Below are 21,801 nucleotides of genomic sequence, written 5' to 3'. Positions count from 1 at the left end.
AATTGTGGGGTCTGATGCCGGAGGGGGTAAAATCCTACGCTCTAAGGGCTGATTTTGCTCCCTGTGCGTTGCAGCGTCCTGTAGATGGTCGGCCTTGAGACCGCGAAGAGTTCAGCCAAGTCGCTGATGGCATAGTCGCCTGACACATACATCCGCGTCAGCTCTTTTTGTTGTTTTTCTGAGTGTTTCGGCTGTTTTTCTCGAAGTTTTTCCCTGGCACGGGCGATGGCCTTGCCTTCCCTCGTCCGCATCCTGATCAGATCGGTTTCAAACTCGGCGAAGGTGGCCAGAATGTTGAAGAACATTTTGCCCATCGGATCGGTCGGATCGTAACCCGATGCGCCGAGGGCAAGTTTGACGCCCTTCTTTTCAATTTGCTCCGCTATGGTGGGATGCAGGGCTGCCTGTCCCTGGCTGCAGGTGACACGGTCAGCCAGCCGGTCGACCTGCGTCCTGGGATACTCAAGGCGCGGGCTGGCTCGCACATGGTCTATGTCCGGGAGGGCGCGGATACGCTCGACGTGATCCGCATTCTTCACCAGCGCCAGGACGTTGAGCGGCATCTCTAGCTGTTCATCATGGCAAGAATGGAGCGCAGCAAGTTGATCGAGGCAGTCTGACGGCAGCCGTAAACCTGTTCCGTTACAGGAGCGAGTCAACGATGCCGAACGGACCACCGCAACGCCGGATGGAGGCGGCGGGCTCGTGGCCATGCCAACCTGCCGGCTACGGAACGGCGGGAAACGGCGGCCTAGTAATGACACCATACCATATTGTATTTATACAGAAATATGCTATTCGTTCCATAATGTATATTATTACGCATAATTTTGTGGCCTCTGCCCCTCTTGGAAAACCGCATTCAGTAGCGATGAATCGAATCTCAGGCTCAGGGATGATCTGATCCAGTTTTCAACACGCAGACCGCGAACGCGGGAAAATTCGTCCGTGTTGTCAGTCACGAGCACCGCACCAATAGCGCCGGCATGAGCCGCGATCAGCAGATCGCTCGGACCAAAGGGCCTCCCGGCGGCTTCAAGCTCGGCACGCATACCCCCTACTCCGCGTCAGCAGGCATAGCCGAGAAGCTGGCCGACCGGCGCGGATGGCAGGCGCGGCACTGGGATCGGAATTGATAATAATTCATAAGTCGCCTATCTTGACCACATGGCGAGATTGGAGAACACGCAATGATCAGCGCAGAATTGGGAAAACCTTTGGAATCCTACATCCAGCGGCTCGTGGAATCGGGCCGCTACGGCTCCAAAAGTGAAGTGCTGCGGGAAGGGGTGCGGCTGGTCGAAGAGCGCGAGAAGCGCCTTGCGGCGCTGGATATGGCCATAGAACGCGGCTTGGCAGATATCGAGGCGGGCCAAACTCATGCAATTGAAGACGTGGCTGTGGAACTCGCGCAGCGGTATGCCTCTGCATGAAGGTCCGCCTATCATCCGAAGCGCGGCAAGATCTGATCGCCATCGGTGATTACATCGCGCGGGACAATCCGCCCCGTGCGCAATCCTTCGTGGCCGAATTGGCTGGCAAATGCGCCAGCCTCGGCCAGATGCCGAAGGCTCACCCTCTGGTGCCGCGTTACGCGCAAAAAGGCGTTCGACGGCGGGTGCATGACAAATACCAGATTTTCTATCGCGCCGATGACAACGAGGTTTTCGTGATCCGTGTGCTGCATGGTGCGAGGGACTACGCTGCTCTGCTGTTTCCCGAGGATGATCCGCAATGATGAACGCTGATTGCCGCAACGAGATCATCGCCCGTCGCGGTGCCCCGGCAACCGAAGCCGAATTGCAGGCCCTGTCGGCGTAGCTCGTCGATTACTTCTCGCGCACCCGGCACGGTGGTGACCTCGACCGCGCCGCTGTTCGCTCGATCCGTGGCCGTCTCGCTCCGTCGGCTAACGCTAGCGCATCACCGGCAACTTCAGCGGCACCGCCGCAAATGCGTCACACGTTGAGTTGCCTGAAACAGGGATCATGGCGATCCCCTGCCCCCCTGCCCCCATGATGCGAGAGCGTTAGACGCTCATGTTGACTACACGCTCCCGGCAAGATCGAGGATCTTGCGCCAATGGAGCCAGACCCAAAAACTGACATAGGCTGCGGCGATCAGGACGGGGACCGTGGGGTTCATGCCGATCAAGGCCACGAATTGAAGCGGCACAATCGAGATCAGAATGTGCAGTGGTGCCACCTGGCCGACAGCCTGTCTCAAAGCCTCTTTGGAGGTGATGCCGCTATAGCTGGCACGCTGGTCCGCTTCCGTCGTTCGCCGCCGCGCCGCCAGTTCACGGGCATCAAGGATCTGGGCCATTTCCTGACCTGCGGCGGTGTCGCTCCCGAAGAGCTCCCGTCCTTCATCCAGCAATTGGGCCGCAGCCTGTTCCCACGCCTCGCATTCCTGATCCAGTTCGTCGATCTCCTTCTGCCACTGCCGATCGCGCGCCGCTCTGGCTTGGGCGGCTTTGCTTTCCTCATCGCGTTGGCGCGCCAGGAACGCCGCAACTTCGCGCTGACTTGCAGTCCTGATCTGAATGGGCCGGGTCATGGCTCGATCTCCTTTCAGATGGAGTTTACCATGTTCGCATCGAGCGAGAAACATTTCATGAACAAAGCCCGCTTTTCTGCTAGAAACCGTGACATGAAGTCCCCTGCCCTTATTGTCCTCAGCCTCCTGGCGCTGTCGACCCTCTCCATCGACCCGGTTGAGCGATTTCCCGAATACGTGCCATGGCTCGTCCCCATCCTGGCGCGGGAAAAGATCGCCGGCCCTGTGACGGATGTGCGCGACGGCGACACTATCGAGGTCCGGGGTCAGGCCATCCGCTTCGGCTCTCTCGACTGCGCCGAACTGGGCACCGCCGACGGGCGGAGCGCAAAATCCGCCATGCAGCAACTGGTCAGGGGTCAGTCCCTCGCCTGTCACGTGAATGGCAGGCGCAGCCATGATCGATGGATCGGAAGCTGCATGTTGCCGGATGGCACGGATCTTGCCGGCATCATGATCGCGCGGCACATATGCCGCCGCTATTGGTAAGATGCCGGAAGCGGCAGCGAGACGTCGAGGATCGAGCGCGGGGCCGGCATCGACTGACCAGTCACTCCGGATCGGCATCGGGGGCAACCTCTTCCGTCAGTCCCATCTCGTCGGCCCGTTTCCAGAACGCCTCGTGCTGCGCGGAAATCTCCTGCGCGCGGGCAAAGGCATCCTGCCGCGCGGCGTCGAGGCAAGCGATGTATGGCCGGACTTCCGAGAAATACCGCTCGAAATCTTCCGCCACCAGGTCGGCATATTCCCCGAAAGCTGCGTCGTCGGCCGGCACGAAGGGCTCTTCGGGCGGGATACAGATCGGTGCCTGCGCAAATGCCGGGTGAACGGACAGAAGCAGGATCGCGGCGGCTGCCAGTTCGGGTTTCATGACCCCTGCCCTACCCTCTGGCGTTCGCTGAGCCCGATCAGGCTGCGGATCAGGTACAGCTCGCCACGGCGGTATCGTTCCGTCATGGCCCGCAAGTAACCGCCGGGCTTGAAAATGACGTGGCCGGGCTCGGACTTGCGGGCATCGAGGACCAGGATCGACAGCATGGCGCTGTCCTCGCCCATCACCTCGCGTGCCGTGTTCCAGGCATCGGGGCTGATCCCGAGTTCCGGCACCCGCCGCTCGGCAGCCCAGACGAAATCGTGGAATCGCAGATATTCCGGCTCTGCCCGTCCGCTGAGATAGAGCTGCATTTCCGGTGAGGCGAGATCGAAGAGCCTCTGTGGTCCAAGCCGGGCGATATATTCGCTCTTGAGCGCTCCGCTGGCCGCCCCTTCATCTTTTTCTCGGCAATTCGGGCCGCCGTCAGGCGGCACGACATGGGATCTGTCTTGCGCGGGCTTGCCCGCGCTCCGCTTATCCACGGTCTCGTTACAGGATACCAAGGATTCTTCAGTTGTATCTTGTAGATAGGGTCGATTGTTTTCGAACGTTTCACCGTTCGGTTCTTCCCGTTTATCGAGAAGATCCAGCACGGTTCTGCACAGCCTATCCGCCTCATCCACATGGGATTCGAGTGCGGCGAGGTCCATGCAATGAAGCCGTTCGGCTGAAGGCCACGCCTCCACCTCCTGACGGATCGCTTTGGCCTCCGGACAGTGCGGGCTGATCTCGAACAAACGATCCAGTGCGCAAGTCAGGTGACGCTTATGGGTGCTCCGCTGGCCGCGCAGAAAGATCGCCTGCTGCCGTTCGGCCTTCAATTGGTCATCCAGCGCCATCAATTCCGCAGCGCGGGCAATCGCTGCGCCGAAGTAAAGCCCGGTTCCCGCCGCCCGCGACCGGCTGCCATTCGCGGCTGTCCTCCGCTCGATCAGCCCGGCGCGTTCCAGCTCGGCGGTGATCACGCGCGTGCGCACTTGCGATCGATCCAGCATCTTTGCCACCTCGCCGGCCGCGGCATAGATGACAGGGGATCTGTCGGGACTGGTCCAGTCACTCGGCCGGGTCATCGACGCCAGGCGTACAAAGGTATTCGCAGCTGCCCGGCCAACGCCCAGATGTGGAGCCACGCGCTCCACCAGGGCCGCAAAGCTGTCCCGCTGCATATTCCCCGGCAGCCTCGGGTGTTCGTCTTCGGTGTCGCGGTAGGCCCGCGTCGCGGCGGGATGCGCCGCCCTCTGAAATGCCATCTCTGTCCTCATGTTCATCGAGGCACAGGCTCCGCAGGCATACCGAATCTGTTCGCACAGATGCGTTTTTGCTCTTGATTTTCGGGGTTGGGAAGGTAACTATGCTCTTAACCTAGTGAGCAATGCAGGTCGCCAAACCTGTGTTACGCCCCGAAACCCCCTCGTGCGGACCCCGTGCGGGGGGTTTTCAATTTCGGATGGTCTGTCTGATTCTGCTCGTGCTCCTCTTTGGGGTTTAAGCGCAAATGTGCGGAGAGCGTTATGCTCGGATGGTCAGGCACCACGCAGGCTATCGCTTCGGCACTCAGTATCTGATCCACTCGTATGAGGGTTCGCCCAGATAATCGTGGTGACGCATCAGGATGGCGTCAAAGCTTCCGAAATCGCCGAGGAGCGTCGTACCGGTATGGATCCGCACCTGTTCATCGGCCCATGGTGGAACGGCCAGAGGTTCCACGGACACACGCTGGAAAGTGCCGACAGCATCATAGGAATTACGCACTGCGTAGGCCTCAGACTCCCGCCCGCCGCTGCTGTTGGTCGTTCGCTTCGACAGCTGCCAGACCTCAATGCCATCGCGATACATGCGGATTTCTGGGGAAGGCTCGCCGACATTTCGCGACAAGCCAACGGTACCTCCCATCGGGCAACGCCAGAACTGAACAGGCGGCTCGATCGGCCACGGCGTGATCCGCCGAAGCATCTCGGCATGTGCCCCTGAGCACTCAGTGGATGCAGGAAACCCACCCGCAAGGCAGAGCAATATCGCGCAGTCGATCGGGTAGCCCCCGGCAGGCGCAGCTATGAAAACAGGGAGGCTGATAGAGAGCAGACCCAAGATTGGCGTGCAGAAAGTGCGTCGAATATACATAATACCTACTCGCTGAGCGATTACGTATTATGATTAATCTACTTTTGTCTGCGAGGCAACGCCCGACTGAGGGTAGACCTTGGGACGAACTGCGACCGCAGGATCGAATCTGAAATTCGCAGGAACCGAGATCTGCGAAATCTCACCCGTGTTCCAGCGGTACACCGCTCGGACAGCAGCACCCTTACGAGATGTCTGGGTCAGTATGGCTTCGCGCCTTGTCGTGTGGTCACCGTGCTTCATCATGCTATCCCATCAAACTTAAGCGTCCAGAACCAGTCAGAATTTGATTTGAGGGCCGCGGTATTCTGCCGCTTCCTCAGCACGCGCTGTGTCTTTGCTAGCGCGCGTTGTCACGATACGATACGAAGAGAGACGAAACATTACGAAATCTGGACCACTATACCTTTGATCAAGAACGGAAAATATTTTTCCCTACCGGATGAATGCGACGATGATTTCAAGTCGCTTTTCATGCGTGTCGCGGCAACCGGCATCGGTCGCCCAGTCGACCACGACGGGTGTCCGCAGGGGCCGTGGACGCCTGAGTTGCTTGCCGAGGCGATTTCACAGATCGACGCCAACCGCACCGGGATTGATCTGCGGACAGTTCAGCTCTGGTTCAAGGACAACGAGAAGGGGATCAGCACCAGCAACATCAGGTGGCTCGCCAGGGTGCTAGGCTGCAACGATCCGGAAGGGTCGAGTGCATGGCAAGTTGCATTGATGAGATCTCAGGCTCGCCTGGCGGCCCGCCGGCAGTCGCGCCACCGGACGGACGGCGGGACAGGAAAGGAGCACGTTGATCCGCCACGGGACATCAAGCCCGAACAGGTTCAGGGCGATGTTCGCCGACCGTGGTTCGACCTCGCTCGCGTCTCGGAGGCAATCTTCAGTCGCGGATCGCCCCTCAACTTGCCCGCCTCGGTCTTCGCCGGCGCCGTCGCGTTGCAATTCGTGTCATACTTCCTGTCGATCCACAGCGTCACCTATGTCCGCGACGATGGCATCACCAAGCAGATTGGTTTTCTCTGGGCGCCAAACTGGACCGTCGTTTTCCTGATCCTGATGCCCATATTCTTTGCTTTCGTGATCGATCAAGTGACAACCTGGAAGAACGAGAGCCGCGTCGCACTGCTATCCTATATCGGTGAGCATGACCGATCTGATCAATGGATGCGGCGGGTCGAGGCATCTTCTTACACTTATTGGGCCGCGTTTTTGCTCTGTCTCGGTTTCGCGGGTGTTTTTCAGTGGGTGAGTGTCCGCCTGCTTCCGGTGCTGCATGGTGACGGTCCCTTCGCGATAGACTGGGGATCTCTGGCCTATGTGCGGCCAGACGAGTTCGGGATCTTTGGGCAAGCCGCGTTCACTGGTGCCGCGTATCTCTACATGAGCCTATGCTTCTATCTGTTCATCGCGGGCCTCATCCTGCTATCCAATCTGGTCGATGACTTCGCACATATCTGCAAGGCTTTGGGACCGCAGCCGAGCATCGTGCCCATTGACAGAGCTCAGTCGGCGGGAACTAGGATCATGCGAGGGATCCTCCGTGCTTCGGTCGCCGGACTTCTGGTCGCGATGTGCATGAAGCTACAAAGTCTGTATGTCGTCACTACTGCGCCGAGCGTATGGGGATGGCTCATCTCGGACTCCGGGTCGATCATGACCAGCTTCGGCAACCCGATAGATTGGGGCAACTTTAGTATGCCAACCCATTTCACGAGTCTGCTTGTGGCGCTGATGGTGGGAACGGTGTATCTCTACGCCGCCATCCGCATCGGCAACGCAACTCCCGTTCAGGTGCCGTTGGCGAGACCCACGACCGCAGTCTTGTTCCTCGCCCTCGTCTACTTGCTGATCGGTGTCGTGGCTGGCTTCTCGATCTTGCTGGCGATCGCGATCGCCGTTGCCGTCTATGGCTTCTTTGATCCCTATTTCGGCAGTCGTTACGAGCGGCAGATGGTACGATTAGATGTATCATAAGTGGCTGGACTGCTGGGACGAGCGCCGCGGGAAGCGAAGTGATGATGTAAAGCAAACTACGAATCTGGACCTCCGCTCAGATCTCGCGTTTCCAAAGGCAGAGACTGTGGCCAGTCTCGCTGAATTTGGCGCGCTCGCCGCTGCAGCCGTCGCGGATTCTCCCTCCTTTTACGGTGTGGAAACGGAAGCACCTGCGGCGAGCTGGAAAGACGGCTGGATCAGCTTTCCATCGAGTGTTTGCACCGAAACTCCGGAGAACAACACGGTTCATGCCAAGGTTACGGCAGCCAGGTCATCCGATCATGCCCTGATCGTCTTCCACCACTGGAACGCTACCTCGCGGAACGCGCAGCTTGCTCGTTTTTTTGCGTGGCGCGGTCTCACGGTTGTCGAGATGGCCATGCCATATCATCTCGAACGCCACCGCCCTGGATCTGATCACGCCGACTTCATGCTCAGCCCAAACCTCGGCCGCACAATCCAGTCTGTTCGCCAGGCCGTGCTGGACGGAAGGCAGCTCGTCGCATTCTTGCAGGGTCGTGGATACGGCACGGTCTCTGTACTCGGCATCAGCTTGGGATCCTGGGTCGCTGGCCTGATCGCGGCTCACGAAGTCAAGGTCACGAAAGCCGCCTTGTTTCTCACGGCCGGCAGTTTCGCCGATATGGTGTGGACTGGAAGTGCCACGCGCCACATTCGCGCAAGCCTCGACGGCGAAATCGCGCTTTGCGAGCTGCGGCATGCATGGGCGCCGCTTGACCTTGAGCGCTATGCCGACAGACTGGCCCGTCCTGATCTAGAAATCCAGATACTGCTGGCGAAGCGAGACACCGTCGTAATGCCCGCTTTATCGGAGAGCTTGGTTGATGAACTGGATAGATCGGGGGCGCGGTCGCATGTTACGAAGATCAATTGCGGGCACTACTCCCTCACCCTGCCGCCTTACGTCATCAAGGCCGGAATAAACACCGCGAAATTTCTCAACAGAAAGGCGTGATCCGGATCTACAAGGAAATCGGCACTCCTGTTCATTATCCCTGATCAGGATCAGGCATCTTATCGAGATGATCTGCGCCAAATGGTGTATTCCAAAGACGAGCATGGGGGGGCGGCAGCCACTGCGAATTGTTGCGCTGGGTGCGCGCCATAGCTGAGCCCAGAGGGATTTCTGAACTTGCCCCCTCTTCGACCGGACACTTGGGCACGATCATAGAGGCTTAGCGATCGAATTCTGTCCTCATAACGGCAATAAAACGCGGAACTGAAGTAAGTTGACGGAATAATGTTTATGCCAATGATTGACCTGGATACTCTGGACCTACCGCAATTGAAGGCGCTGAAACGCGATATCGAGAAGCGCATTTCGCACTATTCGGAACGCAAACGTCGCGAGGCATACGAGGCGGCGAACGCGGCGGCCCGCGAGTATGGATTTTCTCTCTCGGAACTGGTGACGACGAGCAAGGCGGGCAAGATCACCAGTCCGGCCGCTCCAAAATACGCCAATCCCGAGAACCCATCGCAAACCTGGGCAGGGCGTGGCCGTCAGCCGAAATGGTTCTCCGAGGCGATTGCCTCCGGGAGGACCGCAGAGGATCTCGCGATCGGCAAACCATGAAGGGTGCTGTCCTCCCAAAGCAGGTCTGTCGCTTGGGTTATCCTGGGTATGGGTTGGCGAAGGCAATGACATCGGTGACGGGTCGGATATCGATGAACGGGGTCCCTCGTGCGACCGCAAGAGTGGCCAAGGGAAAGCGCTCGATCGGCGCGAGGGTCGAGACGGTGGACCAACCGAGATGGATGAACGTGCCGCCCTCTCCGCAGATCACATGCGCGTCCGGCACTGTCGCAGCCTGCCTGAGATAGCCGAGATCGCGGAGAACGGCTTTCCGCTCGAGCCGCTGTGCCAGCGCCGTCTGGCCAGTTCGACGCAGCTCTTTATGCCGCCACCAGGAGGCGGCGGTTGCGCGGAGCACGCGCAAGACACCTGTTTGCATGGGAACTCCCTTCATCCGGAACGGCAGACCGGAACCCGGCCCGGACCCGTCCGAGGGACCCCAAAGGCCCTCATCCGTCAGTCACAAAACCCGAAGGACACTTTTACTTTTTCCGGCCCCTTTGGGCACACAACAAAACCGAAAAGCCCGGCCCTTCTGCCGAAGCCATTGATTTCATGCAGCAATTCCAGATCGGCAGGCAAGATCGGCAACGCATATCGGCAAAACCTTGCTTGAAAGTACGAAATGTGTTTATTTTTCAATTACTTTGCAAACATGGAAGATCGGCAAAAATGCTGGAAACACCCGCCAGGATCGAACCCTGCTTCTTCGAGGAGCATATTCCCACAGAACTGGCAGACCTTTCAGTCGACATCCAGAGGGAAGCCACCGGGCTGGGACAAGGGTTGCATCCTGACAGCGCAGCCGAACTTGCCGATCTCGTCCGTGTGATGAACTGCTACTACTCCAACCTGATCGAAGGACACAACACGCGCCCCCGCGACATCGAAAGGGCGCTGGCTGGTGCCGAGCTTGAGGAAGAAACCCGTCCCCTCGCCCTTGAGGCCCGGGCGCACGTCATCGTTCAACGGGCCATCGACGAGATGCATCGCAAGGGCACCCTGCCCCGCCCCACATCCGTCGAATTCCTGACTTGGGTCCATAAGAGCTTCTACGACGAGATGCCGGAAGAGTTTCGGGTCATCGAACATCCCGACGGCACACAAGAGCCCATCGTTCCGGGACGCATGCGGCAGGATGATGATCGGGAAGTTGCGGTCGGGCGCCACCTACCTCCTTCATCGTCGCGCGTCGCGGCATTCATGGACCATTTCGACAAACGATTTCAGATTGCGGCGCGGTCTTCGAGCGGACGGATCATCGCGATCGCCTCTGCGCATCACCGGCTCAACTACATCCACCCTTTCCCGGATGGTAACGGCCGTGTCAGCAGACTGATGTCTCATGCCATGGCCCTCACAGCGGGGATTGGTGGCCAAGGGCTCTGGTCCGTATCACGTGGGCTGGCCCGCGGGCTAACCGATCGGGGCGAGTACAAACGGATGATGGATCTGGCCGACAGTCCACGCCGCGGAGACCGCGACGGACGGGGGAACCTGTCAGAAGCGGCACTGAAGACGTTCAGCGAATGGTTTCTGAAAGTGACGCACGACCAGATCACGTTTTCCGCGAAGCTGTTTGATCTCGGCGGATTGGACAAACGGTATCGTCGTCTTGTTGCAGATACTATTGATGACAAGCGAGCGCCGGAACTGATTTCGGCCGTTCTTCGCCACGGTGCCTTGGATCGGGGCGATGCCCAGGTCGTGCTCAAGACTTCCGAGCGCACGGCACGCAATACGCTCCGCCAACTCACCGCCGCCGGATACCTGACCTCTGCGTCACCGAAGACGCCGGTGCGGTTGGCTTTCCCATTGGACTACCGGGAACGTCTTTTCCCTAACCTGTTTGGCGATGGTGACCTGCCTGAGTGACGGGCAGGGTCGACATACTTCTATCGGCTGGATCGCCAGCTGTTCGTACTCTGGCCATGCAGGGAAAGAGTTCACAGCTGTGAACTTGGCGGACAAGGAAGAAACCTCAGCCCGGTTCACAACTGTGAACTCCTCATGCAGCATCCCGACGCATCAGCGCCATGATCATCGGCCCGCAAGAGAATTCCCCGATAGCCGCTTTGGTTGACAAGGATCTCAAATACCCACCCGGGGATCGGATATCCCCGAACCGTTCAAGCATCGCAACAACGACGACAGACGCTTCTTCGGGACCCATGTAACGTTTGGCCTCATCCCAAGCGGACGGAGAGATTCCCATCATGGGCCTGACGATATCAGCGACCCTGACCAAGTCGTGCCAATGGCGCACAGGCTGTTCAGCATATGATTTGAATTCTTGGCAAGAAGCGAGAACAAGTCCAAGAGGGATATTCGGCATGAGTTGGTTTTCAGGTTCTTGGGGGGGATCTCCTTCATCCTCACGACGATCTACACGTACTCCAGCGTTTGCTCGTTCAAGCGCATTGCTTGGATCCCGCGCTTTTTCTAAGCGAGGTTCAAAATCATAAAGGTCTTTATTTGAATTCTGATGGTGCTGCTCAGAAATAGCATCATTGGTGCTCATATTTTCTGTATTGCCATCCCCAAGAAGGTCTCGCGCCTGGTCCAGAGCCGCACCCAAAGCCTTTTCGATCTGCTTGAGATCGGCCATCTCGAGCTTTCTGCGAAGATCTCGGGCTGCCAGGACGGCAAGGTCGGAAAATTGATCCCAAAGGCCCAAATCCGGGCGCAGCGAGCTGCCGTACTCTGCCAGACCTGCCAAGTCGCGCCGCATTAGGCTTACGGTGGCGCGGAGGCGCTTGTAACGTTCCTCTGCAGCCCGGACGGCTTCGGCGGCCTCGCAGACCTCCTGAAAGCGCAACGCGAGCGGCGAGAGATCGAACCCGAACGCAACCTTTTCGTCCCCATAGCGGCGCGCATAGCGCTTGCCGTTGGGGCTGTCGCGGCGGACGACGAAACCGGTCTGTACGAGGTTGGAGAGGTGCCGTCGCATTGTGGAGCAGGGCATGCCGTTCAAGCGCTCGCAAATCGCCTTGTTGGACGGATGTACGATCAACTCGCTGTCATTCCCTCCAAGGATCGTCGCTTGGTGAAAACTGACCAGTGCCTGAAGCACTGTCAGATCCCGATCGGACAAGCCGAACGCGTCTCGAGCGGCAGCGAGCTCCCTCAAGACCTCCCACTTGTTGGCGCCGGTCGGGGGCAGGTCTTCCTGGGTCGCTGCCTGATGTTTCAGTATGGCAGCATCTATCGTTCGCCGGAACGGCGTTACGGGCGTGTAGTCCATTTTGTCGTTCACGAAGACAAAAATATCCCGGTCCGCGAATCACTTTGGACTTGCGGAAAACGGCTCCGGACACTACCTTGAAGGTGCTAGAAACAAGTTAGGGTCTCGTGGAGTGGTCGCTTTGCGGGACCTTTTCTTTTGCCTTTTCGTGCCTCCTTCGTTGGTTTCTGCTCTTCCTCAGTCTTCCGAACGCTGCTTCCAACGCTCGTGAAGTTCTTCAATCATGTCATGTACTTGCGTCTCAAACCAATCGGCGAATTCTCCGCCCACCAACTCGATCGAAAGGCCCTTGGTGGTGCGTTTCACCGTGCCGCCACGCTTGCCACCGATCTTCAGCGGGACGCTGGAGGGCCGGGCAGGGGAGGGGGGCTTGGCTGGCTTGACCGCCTTCGTCACGAACTTGGTCACCGCTTCGAACGCCTGGACGGACGGGTCATCGGCGGGTCCGGCGTTATCCACAACCACGGAGTCCTCGGCCCTAACGTGTGCTTCTTTCGCGATCCGGATCAGGTCCTCCCGGTCCAGACCATTCTCGTCGATGGCCCGACCAAGTGATTCCCACCGGGGCCGGCCAATGCCATGCGCGGCACCGATGGCGCGCACCAGATGCGGCCCGACCATGTCCACGATCGCGATCGCCATGGATATGGAAGACTTCGTGACGGTAAGAATTTCTGCAACCTGCGATTGATTTCCAAAGCCGGAAGACACAAGTTCCTGCGCGAACAGGGCCTTTTCAATAAAGGACAAATCACGCCGAGCCATGTTCTCGGAAATCTGGGCACGTAGGGCGCTGTCGTCGTCCAGGTTGGCGACCAGCGCGCGTACCTTGGTGACCTTGTCTGACTGACGGATCGCCTCCAGCCGCCTGCGCCCATAGACCAGAAGGTATCGGTCGGCATCGCCTGGCGCACGGCGCACGAGGATCGGGACGGTCTGACCGTTCGCCTCGATCGCATCGCGCAGGTCCAGCACATCGGCCGGGTCGAGCCTGTCAGCCATGCGCCCGTCCTCGATGCTCGCCGGGTCCAGTTCCCAGACGTGATGGGCATCTACCGCGTCGCGGGCGGAGCGAAGGGCGCGGTTCGAGGTCATCATCGGTGTCACTGCATTCGCCTGCGGGGCAGGGGAGGGCGCCCCGGCGGCCGCGAGACTGTCCAGCATTGACATGCGCTTCTTCTTGCCGCTGGTCATGTGCGCCCCCAGGTTTGCTGGATCAACTCGGCGATCTCGTCATTCAGCGTGTTCAGGCTCTCGATCGCGCGATCATAGGTGGAACGGGTGAACGCACTGCGTTCCACTTCGTAGAGCGTCTGCTTGGTCAGGCCAGCATCGGAGATTGCAGTGGACTTCAACATAGGCGAATTCAGAACGGCTTCCCCGTACATCGTTCGCAGGAATGCCACGATCCGGTTCTGCGGCGCGTCCTGCGGCTCGTAGCGGGTCAATACATAGCGCATCCAGTCATGAGACATGTCGGCGCCGCTCTCCGCGATCACGTCCATAAGGTCGGCGGTCATGCGCAGGAATTGCGACATGGACATCACATCGAGCATTTCGGGGTGAATCGTCACCAATACACCGGTCGCCGCGGAAAGTGCGGACATCGTCAGGAACCCCAGCTGCGGTGGGCAGTCGATGACAACGACGTCGTAGTCCTCATCCACCTGAGCCAGCGCTTCCTTCACGCGGAAGAAGAACAACCCGGCATTGCCCTGCGCCAAGGCACGAGGGGTATCGTGCTCAAACTCCATCAGTTCGAGATTACCGGGGATGAGGTCGAGATTGGGGATATAGGTCTTGCGGATGACTTGCCGGATTGGATCCGGGTCTTCATAGCGGATCGCATCGTAGAGCGTTCCGCCATCTTCGAGATCCAATTCCGGCTGAACGCCGTGCAGCGCTGTGAACGAAGCCTGTGGGTCCAGGTCGATGCCCAGCACGCGATATCCGCGCAGGGCAAGCCGTTGGGCGAGATGAGCAGAAGTTGTCGTTTTCCCTGAGCCGCCCTTGAAGTTCATCACTCCGATGACCTGAAGGTGGTCGCCATCCCGCCGCCCGGGAATGTAATCACCCGGCTTGCGGGCGGTTTTTTCAAGGAGCACGCGCAACGCCTGAATGTCCTGCGCCGAGTAGAGACGACGGTTGCCAGCGGTTAGCTCGGGAGAAGGCCCCTTGCCATCGAGGTTGAGTTTGCGAAGATAGGAATCGTTGACACCGAGTAACGAGGCTGCCTCACCGGAGGTGAATTTGCGCATGGTCTTCTCGGCATCGGGTGGAAACAGGCTCTCACGTTGCGAATGCAATTGGTTGGCCAACCATTCCGAATGCTGGCGGATCACCGCATTGAGATCCTCATGCACAAAGGTCTTGTTCATCTGCCCTCTCGCCTCCGAGACACCACTTCTTTGGCGTGTTCACGAAAAATGACGTTTTTTGCCTCGTTTCCGTGACTATTGGCGTAAGAGTCAGATTCGCGCAAGGATTTTCCACATCTAGTGGACGAGCGCAGCTGAAACACAAGTATGTTCGGCCTGTGGCCTTCGCGTACAATGCGGCAACGTACCGGATGAGAATCCGCTGCGGAGCGGCGATCACGTCAACTACTTGCTCATCGCATTGTCATTTTCTAGCAACGCAAGTTGTTCAGCCCGCTCCAGCAGCATCTTCACAGAGGACGGTTGCCATTTGGCCCGTCCACGCGGTGTGCGTTCGCGCATTGATTCCAGCCGGTCACAGATCGCCTGGAGCGTGATGTTGGGGTCCGCGCCCTTAATGGCAGCCACGATAGCCGGCAGGCGGTCAGCGGTTTCGCGGCGTCCGGCGCGGGCCAGCACCTCGGCAGGCAGGAAGCCGTCGCGGACATAGGCCTTCACAGCGCGCAAGAGACGGCTTTGGGTCCAGCGACGCGCCTCGGGCAAGGGGCCGTTGATTATGCGCACCACGTCTTCCCAGGCCAAGTCGGGCCGCAGGCGGCGTACATGGGGCACCCAGTCTTGCGCAGTTTCACTCAACCGCTCCATATAGCCGTCCTGTCGCGCCAGTCGCACCTTTCGCAGTGCGGCGGGGTCTCGGGCGCGCAGGCCCGGATTGCCGCCAACCCGGCCCTTGGTCCGCGCGCTGGCAAGTCCGGCCTTCGTGCGTTCCCGGATCAGGGCGCGCTCGAACTCCGCTGCGGCGCCTAGGACCTGCAGGGTGAACTTGCCCTGCGGGGAGGACGTGTCGATCGGATCGGTCAGCGATCGGAAGAAGGCCCCCTTCGCCTCCAGCCGCTCGATCAACTCCAGCAAATGCGACAGCGACCGCGCCAACCGGTCGATGCGCACGACCACCAGCGTGTCGCCCTTGCCGATCCGCTCAAGCACCCGCGCCAGAACCTGCCGCGCGCGGTTCCCGCCCGAAGCCTGCTCCTCGTAGATCTCGAAGCAGCCTGCGGATTTCAGAGCCTGCGACTGGGGGAGGGCAGTCTGATCTTCAGTTGAAATGCGAGCGTAACCTATGAGGGGCACGGGGCAGAGACCTGTTTTGCAGTTTAAAATATCACTAATAAACGATCGTTTGAAAACGCCTGCAACGTCCCGTAGCCGGGACGGGATGCCATGCGCCCTGGCGGCGCTGATCTGATTTCTCCGTGCAAAAACCCCTTGAGCACCGCCTGGGCGCACTTCTGCCGGCGTCGAACCCATGGTCGCGCCGTTGCGGAGGCGGAAAACCTGACGATCCCGAGCCACGATCCCTTGCCGGACCTCGCATTGCATCTGGGGCAAATATAGATAGTCCTTGATTAACTAAACATAATTCAGCAAACCGGTGTGAATACAGGAGGTTCCGACATGGAAGGAATGTCCGAGACCCGACCGGTCAGACGGATTCCTCCAATTCTGGAGGCCGAGATCGCTGCTTCGCGGATCGAGGGCATCCTCGCCGCGGATGACGGGCTGGCGCGGCACTGGCGCACCGAGATGGCGTTCATCGAGGCGGCGGCCTCGGTCGGGATGGAAGACATCCGCCTGGCGGAGGCGTCGATCATCATGCGCTTGACGGCCAACAGGCAGGTTGAGGTCGATGCCAGGGGCGCCGAGCAGGCGAGACGGCTTGTCGGGCTCATGGCGCGGCCGCCGCAACTGGCGCGCGACGCTGTCGCGGGTCTTCGGCGGATCGAGAGAGCCGCGGCGCCGATCGGGGTGATCCCGGACGAGGGCGATCGGCTCGAGGACCTGGAGCTGGAGGAGATCGTCTCTGCGGCGCTGGAGAAATCCGCGACGCCGCTCCTCGCGGCGCTGAACGGGGCGGCGGATTATGCCCATCGCAGCCGGCGCAGTTCGCCGGCTGCCGAGAGGCTCATCTTCATGGCGCTCGATTCGGAAGCGCGTCGGATCACGCGGGGCGGACCGGCCTTACCGGAGGCGGGGCAGGGGGATCCACTTCTTCTCGCCGCCGAAGCCAGTTGGGTCGTAGCTCCCGCGGCATCGCTGAGCATGGGTGGCTTTCGGATCTGGTCCCCGATCAGCGGGGCAGGGGCCTTGATCGAGGCGATGTCCGCGCATCTCGGAAGAGAGCTGGGCCATCTCGGAACGCTCCGTCACGATCTGGGCAAGCTGGACGCGGCCGCCGCTTCCGCGAGGGGGCGTTCACGCCTCGCAGATTTCGTCGCACTGGTCAAGGCACAGCCGATCCTGACCTCGGCCCGAGTTGTCCAGGATCTCGGGGTGACCAGGAAGACGGCATTAGCGCTCATCGAGACCCTGGAAGGGCAGGGGTGCCTGGTGAACTTCACCGCCCGACGGGCCGCCAGGTTCTGGGCGACGCCTTCACTTGCGGGGCGGTTGCGGCATGGACGCGCCATCGGACATACGCCAATGTCGGCTGGATCCGAATGCTCACCAGCGGACGCGCCGCGTCCCGAACCGCGAGGACTCCGTGACAAGGACGCCGAGGCCGCGCGGCTGGCGCGCATCATGGCCGATCTCGATGTCGCGCTGGATGGGGTGGACGCACTCCTCGATCGCAGTTCTTCTCAAAGGGGGCACGGACATGTCGGATCAGATCCTCTGGATGAATGAACCTCCCCCATCAATACGGTAACTTGGTGGGGTCTTCTCATGCCGCAGAGCGGACTGGAACCGACCGTCCCGGCCGGGCGACCGTTTCAAAGGGTTGGCTCGGCCGTGCGGCGCGCGACCTCCTACTGCCCCAAGAACAGCGCATTTGGACCTGCCACGGGAACGATTGCATTGGTAGGCTTGCGTTGCGATCGCCACAACGTCATGGCAAACGGACCTGGCATGTATTACTTATTGGTATACGGTTTGATCCAGGAGATCCCATGCCTCGCAACACCTCTGTTTCTCTCGGAGAGCATTTCACCGGGTTCATCAGTGCGCAGGTCGAGGCGGGCCGCTATGGCTCTGCCAGCGACGTGATCCGCGCCGGGTTGCGGCTATTGGAAGAGCACGAAGCACGCGTCCGCGCCCTTCAGGCGGCACTCGAAGAAGGTGACACCTCTGGCGCACCAGAGCCCCTCGACATTGCGGCTTTCAAGGATGAAGTGCGGATCGCCCGCGCGGTATGACGAAGCTGCTGCGCTTCACTCCGGCCGCCCGCGCCGATCTGGCCGCGATCTGGGATCACACCGCGCGACACTGGGACATGAACCAAGCCGATCGCTATATCGACGTGCTACACCGGGTTTGCCTGTCCCTGGCTGCGGGCGAGACGGTGGGCCGACCGGTTGACATGCGCCCCGGGACGCTCAAGGTGAGGGCTGGCTCCCACATGGTTTATGTCCGTGAGGGTCCGGACACGCTCGACGTGATCCGCGTTCTGCATCAGCGCCAGGATGTAGAGCGGAACCTCTAGGTGTTCATCACGGCGACAATGCAGTGATCAGGCGGCATGCCCGCCCGGCTCCCGACTGGATAGACATCTCCGTATTTGATCTACACGGCTGCAGCGGCTATCATTTTCGTAAGGCAATCATTCTTCCGGTCACCAAGCCATCTGTGCGCATTCGATATAGGCTTGGAATCCACTCCGGCTCCGGCTGGAAACGATGTGCCGAAATGCGCCTGTCGCTCTCGACTGGCACCGAAAGAACCGCTTTACCGGCCGGAGGACACATGAATCTGCCATATAACGCCGTTGCTGAACTCGTCACCCACGATGGTAATACAGGCTGGAGCGTGCCAGCGACAGCAGACTGCACTGTCGCCGAACGCTGAGATCGGAATGATCCTGCTTCACCGCTTTTTGCCTCCAGCGCCGAGGATGAGACTGGAGGCATCGGCCAAAAAATCTCGCTCCACGACCGGTCGCCCGATTTTCGCATGCAGCTTCTCGACCTCCCTCTCGGAAATCGTCGGCTCAGCGGACGAGGACCCGCCAAACGCCGATGCCATGTTCTCAATCGCAGCTCTCTTCCAGCCGCTGATCATCGTCGGGTGAATGCCGTACTTCTTGGCCAGCTCGGCCGTCGTCAGCTCCTCGCGGATGGCTTCCAGGGCCACCTTCGCCTTGAACTCCGCAGAATAGAACTTTCGTTTCGTCATCTCGGTTCTGTTCTTCCTCAGCCGCTACAGCTTAGCAGCTGGTCCGAATTCCCGCGACCACCTCTGAGGTCGAAGGTCTTGGGCTTTTCGAGAACCTGTTTTTCAAGCGGTCCTCATGCGGCGGAACGTTCGTCCGAGCCAGCAAGCAGCAAACGCAAGATGTCAGATCGGGTCAGGATCCCTACAAGTCGCCCTTTTCGTGTCACGGGAACAACCTCGCTTCCCTGCACCGCCAACCTGTTGAGGAGCACGCCAACGGGCATACTGTCGGTCACCGTATCGTCGGCGGATCGCATGACGTCTGATACGGTGCGGCGCTGAGATCTCTGCAGCCGGGCCGCCGGACGGTCGTGTGTGGCGACGATTCGGACAAGATCTGCCTGGAGCAAAAGACCTTGTAACCTCATATCTTCATCTACGACCGGGAGACTCTTGATGGCCTGGCTGCAGAACAGACGCGCCGCCTTCGGGAGCGACGTGCCGGGCCGGACCGTAATCAGATCGGTGGTCATGATGTCGCCGCACGTCGTGCCGTCAAAGCGATGCTGGGCCGCTTCTGCTTCGGCCGCGGCCAGCAACCGGCCGAGATCTGCCACACCAAGGTTGGTCGACTGGTTGAATCGGTCGAGCAGTTCGCTGAGTTGCTCGGTCGTCAGACCCAGACGTGGCGCAGGACCGCGGGTCTGGTCCGTTTCGGGCTGGCGGAACGGATACACCCGCCCGGTTACCCCGTTGTAGACGATGGCGACAAGGACCAGCACGGCTGTGGTCAGTCCAACAGGCATCAAGGCAAAAAGCGGTCCTACCTCCAGGACCGCACCCGGATCGAGGGCGGTGAGCAATGCCACGGCTCCTCCCGGCGGGTGGAGCGCCCGGACAAACATCATGGCGGTGATCGCCGCGCCGACCGCGACGCCGACCGACCACGGGGCGGGAACGATCTGGAGCACGAAGATAGCGACGAGTGTTGCCGTCACATTGCCGACGACAGCCGACCATGGTTGGGCGAGGGGCGAGTTAGGAACGCAGAAGACAAGCACTGCCGTCGCCCCAAGTGGTGCTATCAGATAGAATGACGATGCCCCCAGTCTGGCGCCCAAGCTCACGATCAGCGCGCACAGGCTGATCCCAAGCAGTGCACCGACGCCGGCACGCAATTGCTCAAGGCCGTGGGAGGCCGGCAGCGCTGGAGAGAGATGATACCATGCCCGCATATGAGAGGCCTCCTTATCTGCATAAAGGGCGAGCAGATTCGCATGCCTATGCCTCAAATGTCATCGGAATGTGAATGGCCATGTCCGATGAAAAGGAAGCTGGTCCTGTTTCTTCCTGATTGCCGGAACGGAACTCCTGCGAAGAAACCAAGATCGAAACGCGTGATTGCTCGGTGTGTCCCGCCTGCCATCGCTGAGGGTGCGGTCCGAATTGTGGTCTCGGCCGGAAAATTGTATGCGAACAGTCAAGGTTACGGCGTAGGCGCGACGAAGTCAGGTGCGTGGCTGGATCTGATGACAAGGGCCGCTGAGTTGCATCCGATCACCCGTGCGTGCATGGGCTTTCATCTTTGGAGCCTCGCAGGCCTTGGCCAGCATTCGGACCAGCTGGAGGCGGCCGTGACCGCCGGGCGCGTCGCGGCGCGGGAGGGCAGGGGGGCCATCTTCGCGCCTCTGGCCATGGGGGGGGAGGACTTCGCGCTAGCGGTTCGCCGCGCGATAGATTGGTGCGCTGGCTCAACGGAATGGTGGAAGCTTGACTGACCGCAATGCGGAATCTGGGCAACATCGAGGCATGGTCCGCGAAAGCAGAAACCAGAATGAGCGCGCTATCTGGTAAGACGCCGCCTGCCTTGCGTCGGACATTAGCCGAATGGCCTCTTGTCTCTGCGCCAATGGCGGAGGCACTGACAGGTGCAAGTCGGGCGGCCGTCCAGCGAAACCTCGCATGGATGGAGGCGCGCGGTCTTATCCGGGAGGTGACCGGACAGGGACGGTTCCGGATGTGGCGGGCGGCGGCGTGAGCATGACCGGAAACAGGCCCCTGCACGGTTGCACGGTTGCACGGTTGAGACAGCAGGCCAGAGTTGCCCGATGAACATTTGGCCGGTAAGCTCGTCGGGCCTACTTCAGGGGAGTGGTCGGTCATGACTGAGCCGAAACTGACAACGGACACGCGGCAGGCCTATTGGCGCAAGCAGAATGCAGCAAAGTACAGTGCCCATCTCGCGGTGCAGCGCGGGCTCAAGAGCGGCGAGCTGGTGAAGCAGGAATGCGAGGTCTGCGGACATTCCCGAACAGACGCGCATCATGAAGATTACGCCGCGCCCCTTCAGGTCAGGTGGCTCTGCCGGCAGCATCACGTTCGACTCCACAGAGGAGGCGAAGACATGTTCGCGGGCACGAACACGAATATGCCGGATCATTCGGCCTGATACGGCGCTATGCGGCAGGGATCTGCCTAGTTGCACTATCTGCTCAAACCTGTTTCGCTCGTCGCATTAAAGCCATGTGTGCCTGAGGGATCGCCCCGGCCCTGACCTCGTATTCCGATGTTATGTTGATGGACGAGTCGTTCTCAGCCCTCGATCCGCTGATCCCTACGGATATGCAGGTCCTGCTGATCGAGTTGCACGCCGAGCTGTTCAAGACAGTGGTGTTTATCACCCGCGACTTTGACGAAGCCTTGAAGCGGGCCGACCACCTGGTGATCCTGAAGGAAGGCTTCGTGGTACAGCGTATGCCTCCGGGGAGGGCCGCCTGAGCACGGGATTGGATTTCAGCTAAGAGCCTGAAGCTATGGCAGACCATAGCATCATGTCCCAGGTAGAGGTTCTCTCGGTCACGGATACAGGCCG

General features: G+C 59.9%; 20 protein-coding genes and 4 pseudogenes. 12 read left to right on the top strand and 12 right to left on the bottom strand.

What is annotated here, in order from left to right:
• Positions 1-41: 41 nt before the first annotated feature.
• Positions 42-713: a recombinase family protein gene (locus MU516_RS17835; RefSeq protein WP_260278604.1), complete on the bottom strand. Its 672-nt coding sequence runs from the start codon at positions 711-713 to the stop codon at positions 42-44.
• Positions 714-1,190: 477 nt separating this feature from the next.
• On the opposite strand from MU516_RS17835, the gene MU516_RS17830 reads away from it, so the two are divergent.
• The gene (locus tag MU516_RS17830) at positions 1,191-1,433 is read left to right on the top strand and encodes a type II toxin-antitoxin system ParD family antitoxin (protein ID WP_209057913.1); all 243 of its coding nucleotides are present in this window, start codon (positions 1,191-1,193) and stop codon (positions 1,431-1,433) included.
• Entirely contained in the window at positions 1,430-1,738 is a 309-nt protein-coding gene (locus MU516_RS17825) for a type II toxin-antitoxin system RelE/ParE family toxin (RefSeq protein WP_260278603.1), read from the top strand. The genes MU516_RS17830 and MU516_RS17825 overlap by 4 nt, the downstream gene beginning before the upstream one ends.
• A 308-nt stretch (positions 1,739-2,046) precedes the next feature.
• Here the strand turns inward: MU516_RS17825 and MU516_RS17820 are convergent, their stop codons facing one another.
• From MU516_RS17820 to MU516_RS19520, 4 genes are all read right to left on the bottom strand, one after another.
• Positions 2,047-3,126, bottom strand: a complete 1,080-nt coding sequence (locus tag MU516_RS17820; protein WP_260278602.1) for a hypothetical protein — start codon at positions 3,124-3,126, stop codon at positions 2,047-2,049.
• Positions 3,110-3,430, bottom strand: coding sequence for a hypothetical protein (locus MU516_RS17815; protein ID WP_260278601.1), 321 nt, complete (start codon positions 3,428-3,430; stop codon positions 3,110-3,112). Before MU516_RS17815 ends, MU516_RS17820 begins: the two co-directional genes overlap by 17 nt.
• Positions 3,427-4,683: a replication initiation protein RepC gene (gene repC, locus MU516_RS17810; RefSeq protein WP_260278600.1), complete on the bottom strand. Its 1,257-nt coding sequence runs from the start codon at positions 4,681-4,683 to the stop codon at positions 3,427-3,429. The genes MU516_RS17815 and repC (MU516_RS17810) overlap by 4 nt, the downstream gene beginning before the upstream one ends.
• Positions 4,684-4,987: 304 nt before the next feature.
• On the bottom strand, positions 4,988-5,386 hold the full coding sequence (locus MU516_RS19520) for a hypothetical protein (protein ID WP_209057994.1): 399 nt from the start codon (positions 5,384-5,386) through the stop codon (positions 4,988-4,990).
• Positions 5,387-5,962: 576 nt separating this feature from the next.
• Here MU516_RS19520 and MU516_RS17800 point away from each other — a divergent pair.
• From MU516_RS17800 to MU516_RS17790, 3 genes are all read left to right on the top strand, one after another.
• On the top strand, positions 5,963-7,540 hold the full coding sequence (locus MU516_RS17800) for a helix-turn-helix domain-containing protein (RefSeq protein WP_260278599.1): 1,578 nt from the start codon (positions 5,963-5,965) through the stop codon (positions 7,538-7,540).
• Positions 7,530-8,537 (top strand): alpha/beta hydrolase family protein, encoded by a 1,008-nt coding sequence (locus tag MU516_RS17795; protein WP_260278598.1) that lies wholly within the window; start codon positions 7,530-7,532, stop codon positions 8,535-8,537. Before MU516_RS17800 ends, MU516_RS17795 begins: the two co-directional genes overlap by 11 nt.
• A gap of 297 nt (positions 8,538-8,834) precedes the next feature.
• The gene (locus MU516_RS17790) at positions 8,835-9,158 is read left to right on the top strand and encodes an H-NS histone family protein (RefSeq protein WP_311319121.1); all 324 of its coding nucleotides are present in this window, start codon (positions 8,835-8,837) and stop codon (positions 9,156-9,158) included.
• Positions 9,159-9,210: 52 nt separating this feature from the next.
• Here MU516_RS17790 and MU516_RS17785 read toward each other — a convergent pair.
• Positions 9,211-9,552, bottom strand: a pseudogene (locus MU516_RS17785) (hypothetical protein); the annotation flags it as partial.
• Positions 9,553-9,830: 278 nt separating this feature from the next.
• Here MU516_RS17785 and MU516_RS17780 point away from each other — a divergent pair.
• Positions 9,831-11,033, top strand: a complete 1,203-nt coding sequence (locus tag MU516_RS17780) for a Fic family protein (RefSeq protein WP_260278613.1) — start codon at positions 9,831-9,833, stop codon at positions 11,031-11,033.
• A 133-nt stretch (positions 11,034-11,166) separates the two neighbouring features.
• On the opposite strand, the gene repC (MU516_RS17775) is transcribed toward MU516_RS17780, so the two are convergent.
• From repC (MU516_RS17775) to MU516_RS17760, 4 genes are all read right to left on the bottom strand, one after another.
• A complete protein-coding gene (repC, locus tag MU516_RS17775) occupies positions 11,167-12,402 on the bottom strand; it encodes a plasmid replication protein RepC (RefSeq protein ID WP_260278596.1) in 1,236 nt (411 codons plus the stop codon).
• A 177-nt stretch (positions 12,403-12,579) separates the two neighbouring features.
• Positions 12,580-13,596, bottom strand: a complete 1,017-nt coding sequence (gene repB, locus MU516_RS17770; protein ID WP_260278595.1) for a plasmid partitioning protein RepB — start codon at positions 13,594-13,596, stop codon at positions 12,580-12,582.
• Positions 13,593-14,780, bottom strand: a complete 1,188-nt coding sequence (gene repA / locus MU516_RS17765) for a plasmid partitioning protein RepA (RefSeq protein ID WP_260278594.1) — start codon at positions 14,778-14,780, stop codon at positions 13,593-13,595. Before repA ends, repB begins: the two co-directional genes overlap by 4 nt.
• A gap of 225 nt (positions 14,781-15,005) precedes the next feature.
• Positions 15,006-15,911, bottom strand: a complete 906-nt coding sequence (locus MU516_RS17760) for a recombinase family protein (protein ID WP_260278612.1) — start codon at positions 15,909-15,911, stop codon at positions 15,006-15,008.
• A gap of 324 nt (positions 15,912-16,235) precedes the next feature.
• On the opposite strand from MU516_RS17760, the gene MU516_RS17755 reads away from it, so the two are divergent.
• The 3 genes from MU516_RS17755 to MU516_RS17745 all read left to right on the top strand — a co-directional run bounded on the left by MU516_RS17755 (position 16,236) and on the right by MU516_RS17745 (position 18,261).
• A complete protein-coding gene (locus MU516_RS17755) occupies positions 16,236-17,465 on the top strand; it encodes a hypothetical protein (RefSeq protein ID WP_260278593.1) in 1,230 nt (409 codons plus the stop codon).
• A gap of 263 nt (positions 17,466-17,728) precedes the next feature.
• On the top strand, positions 17,729-17,974 hold the full coding sequence (locus MU516_RS17750) for a type II toxin-antitoxin system ParD family antitoxin (RefSeq protein ID WP_260278592.1): 246 nt from the start codon (positions 17,729-17,731) through the stop codon (positions 17,972-17,974).
• The gene (locus MU516_RS17745; RefSeq protein WP_260278591.1) at positions 17,971-18,261 is read left to right on the top strand and encodes a type II toxin-antitoxin system RelE/ParE family toxin; all 291 of its coding nucleotides are present in this window, start codon (positions 17,971-17,973) and stop codon (positions 18,259-18,261) included. Before MU516_RS17750 ends, MU516_RS17745 begins: the two co-directional genes overlap by 4 nt.
• A 425-nt stretch (positions 18,262-18,686) precedes the next feature.
• On the opposite strand, the pseudogene MU516_RS17740 reads toward MU516_RS17745, so the two are convergent.
• Both MU516_RS17740 and MU516_RS17735 read right to left on the bottom strand, forming a co-directional pair.
• Positions 18,687-18,950: pseudogene (locus MU516_RS17740) on the bottom strand (transposase); the annotation flags it as partial.
• A gap of 113 nt (positions 18,951-19,063) precedes the next feature.
• Positions 19,064-20,164, bottom strand: a complete 1,101-nt coding sequence (locus MU516_RS17735) for an HPP family protein (protein ID WP_260278589.1) — start codon at positions 20,162-20,164, stop codon at positions 19,064-19,066.
• A 270-nt stretch (positions 20,165-20,434) separates the two neighbouring features.
• Between MU516_RS17735 and MU516_RS17730 the strand changes: the two are divergent.
• From MU516_RS17730 to MU516_RS17720, 3 genes and pseudogenes are all read left to right on the top strand, one after another.
• Positions 20,435-20,967: pseudogene (locus tag MU516_RS17730) on the top strand (hypothetical protein); the annotation flags it as partial.
• 123 nt (positions 20,968-21,090) lie between these two features.
• Positions 21,091-21,378, top strand: coding sequence for a hypothetical protein (locus tag MU516_RS17725; protein WP_260278588.1), 288 nt, complete (start codon positions 21,091-21,093; stop codon positions 21,376-21,378).
• Positions 21,379-21,464: 86 nt separating this feature from the next.
• A pseudogene (locus MU516_RS17720) lies at positions 21,465-21,692 on the top strand (glycine betaine/L-proline ABC transporter ATP-binding protein); the annotation flags it as partial.
• Positions 21,693-21,801: the final 109 nt, after the last annotated feature.

Source organism: Paracoccus maritimus (assembly GCF_025195095.1).
Classification (GTDB): Bacteria; Pseudomonadota; Alphaproteobacteria; order Rhodobacterales; family Rhodobacteraceae; genus Paracoccus; species Paracoccus maritimus.
Note: the sequence above shows the minus strand (reverse complement) of the source record. Positions and strands in the feature narration are given on the sequence as shown.